The organism is Sphaerospermopsis reniformis (assembly GCF_005402885.1).
GTDB classification, from domain to species: domain Bacteria; phylum Cyanobacteriota; class Cyanobacteriia; order Cyanobacteriales; family Nostocaceae; genus Sphaerospermopsis; species Sphaerospermopsis kisseleviana.
The window spans coordinates 1-3,074 of sequence record NZ_BJCE01000386.1 but is presented as its reverse complement, the minus strand read 5'-3'; the positions used below and the strand labels follow the sequence as shown (position 1 = coordinate 3,074).

Genomic DNA, 3,074 nt, shown 5'->3' with positions numbered 1-3,074 from the left:
CTAACCGTAGTTCGACTCCGCTCACTAACCGTAGTTCGACTCCGCTCACTAACCGTAGTTCGACTCCGCTCACTAACCGTAGTTCGACTCCGCTCACTAACCGTAGTTCGACTCCGCTCACTAACCGTAGTTCGACTCCGCTCACTAACCGCTCAGTACAAGTCTTGCCTGTTCATAGTGTACCTCATGACACTGGTAAGTGCGGTATGTATAAGAATAATATTTGATTTTTGAACAGAACTCCGTACATACCGAAAGCGTTATTTCTTGTTCCCTATCTCCACGAAAAATTCATGAATCAAATCAGATTACTATAAAGTAACATGAGGCTGGAAACGAAAAGATTTAATCATTGTTTGTTCTATATCTTTGAGAAAGGAATCATAATGTTTTTCTTCTGCTCGATAGGTGAGAATATAAACTTTTGAATTGCTGATAGTCCAAACTTCCATAACTTTAAATCTGAGGTTAGTATTAATTGGATCTTGTCCTGTATAAACTATGTGATATCCCTCCCGATTATCTAGGTTTTTTGATTGTTCTTGGAGAATTTGTACAGCTATAACCGATTTTTTAATTTCCTGAATAGCAGCCTGATTATAATCAGATAGATTTTGAGGTTGTTGTAAATCTAGTACACGGATAAATAACCCTACATCTGGATTTGAACTGGAACTATTAGGAGATATTTTGGCAATAATTCCTCCGGTTAATGGAGTATATTGTTGTTTTTCAGCTTGCCAATTTTGAGGATATTTGATTTCAATTCCAAATTCTTCATCTTTAAATGATTGAACAGTAGTTATTTGACTATCTTCTCCTAAACTTTTGATAACTCGATCAGCTAAAAACCCAGTGGGAAACAAAATAATTCCTGCTATCAATAAAACTTTAATAACTTTAATAAATTGACGTTGGGGAGAATCGATAACTTCCGTCTGTTCACCACCACCAGGATTGATTTTTGGACTTGTAGAAAGTTCATCAAGTTTATTCAGAGCTTCTATGACTTCCCTTGCTGACTGGTATCTATAATAAGGTTCTTCTTGGAGCATACGCTCTAATATCTTACCCAGATGTTCACTAATATGGGGATATTTTCGCCAATTCCAAAGCTGATTAACACGGGAATCTCTGTGAGATTCACCTGTTAATAATTGCACACAAGCAGCAGCTAAAGCATATAAATCACTGGAAGCATTAACTGGTTTACTGTCTATTTGTTCTGGAGGAGCATAAGATTTACTGAGAAAGACAATAGATTTTTCTGTAGTGTCAATATCACCTTTAATTACTTGTTTTACTGCTCCAAAATCTATTAAATAAAACTTGTTCTCTTCTTCTGTAGAACGCATAATATTCTTGGGTTTAATATCCCGATGAATAACATTATGTTTATGAATAAATTCTAAAACTGGTAAAATATTTTTTAATAAATCCAAAACTTTTGTTTCTGAAAAAAGTCCTTGTTTTTTTAGTTCTTTACTGAGATCCTCGCCTTCAATATATTGTTGAACTAGAAAATTAAACTCTTGTGAAGTATGGAGTTGGGGGTCAGTTACAGTTAGGGAAAAATAATCATATAAGCAAGGAATGTTACCACTTTGGTCTCCTAATCTTTGCAAAGTCCTAGCCTCTTTTTCAAAGGCTTTTTTGATCCCTGCAATGATTTCAGGAGGATGATCAATATCCATTCGTAATTGCTTAACAACACAATAGCGTTTCTCTACTGCCGGATTCAAATCCTCAGCGAGAAAAGTATCTCCAAAACCCCCTTGTCCTATAGGTTTGATAATTTGGTATGTTCCTTTTTTTCCCTGTAAAATGTTTCCCTTTAAAATCGGTAGTGGTTCTTGATTCTCTGTCATTTTCTTACCCCTGGTTTACCGCATTCTTGATCTAACACCTCAAGGATTATAATACCAGTAATTGTGAACTCTTGTTTAAGTCACAAAAGTCAGTACAAGTAGGTCGGGTTCAGCGACAGCGTAACCTGACGTTCATGTCATGTTGGGTTTCGTACCTCAACCCAACCTACAAACTTTAGATCCCCAAAGTCTAATAAATCGGTTATTTACTTCTTGATAAGAAATACTTATAATCTTGTATAACGCTTATGGGTTATAGTCTAGAGAAGAGAAAAGAGTAATCCCACCACCATATTCACCCCCCCACTCCCACAAACGTCTAAACGTGGGCAGGTGTCCCTGTGGTGCATTGTACTTGCTAAAGGTGTAACTATCGTAACTGAGCCATTTATTATTATTTCTCCAACCGACGCGATCGCCTAACTTTTGATAAGTATCCCAGTCAGGTTCTCCATCTAACTTACCACCCGACTCCAGCCAAATTTGCTTTTGTACAGAAAAGCCAAATTTACCATTGCTATATTTTACCCATAATTGATCCATTTTCCGCAATTCCTGTCTGGGAAAATTTTTCACATCTTCTACTCTTAACCATCCTTCCCTTTCTCTTTTAGTTAACTTTAGCATCAAGTTTGAAGTTTCTAAATCTGCATCTTTCCATTTTCCTGCTTTTAATAATGCTTCTAATTTTTGAAATATGACAGGTGTAGATTCCGTGCTAGGACTGGGATTATTACGAGGGGTATTAGCTTGGGTGTTATCTGGAATATTATTTTGAATATTGCTAATTAAATTGGGGAATTTTTCCGTGGGTATTCCCTGAACCCCATCTCTTGCTAACCCGCCTTCACTTCTGCCAAATTCAGCTTTACCATAAATACCAATTACTTCTCCCTGGTCGTTTAATATTGGACCTCCACTCATCCCCGGTCTTGGACTTGCACTTAAAAATAAATCATATCCCAGATTTTCTCCCGTTCCTCTAGCTGTAATTTGGGATGTTAAAAAGAAGTATTTTCGCTGTTGACTATTTGTGTTAGAAGGAATAGGAAATCCAGAGTTATATACCGTTGCACCTTCTTTAACTGTGCGAGAATCAGCAATATTAGCAAGGGGATAATTTTGGGAACTGGTAAATCTAACTAAAGCTAAATCTAATTTTCCCACAATTTGAGCTTTATTTTCCATCTGGTATTTTTGCCCGTC

At 36.7% G+C, this 3,074-nt stretch carries 2 protein-coding genes; both read right to left on the bottom strand.

Annotated features, from left to right (window positions below; all coding sequences use genetic code 11):
• Nucleotides 1-311 precede the first annotated feature (311 nt).
• Nucleotides 312-1,868, bottom strand: a complete 1,557-nt coding sequence (locus FFR48_RS26690) for a serine/threonine-protein kinase (RefSeq protein WP_137669436.1) — start codon at nt 1,866-1,868, stop codon at nt 312-314.
• Between the two features lie 246 nt (nt 1,869-2,114).
• Nucleotides 2,115-3,074, bottom strand: a 960-nt coding sequence (locus FFR48_RS26685) for a GUN4 domain-containing protein (RefSeq protein WP_162501980.1), incomplete at its 5' end; no start/stop codon positions are given.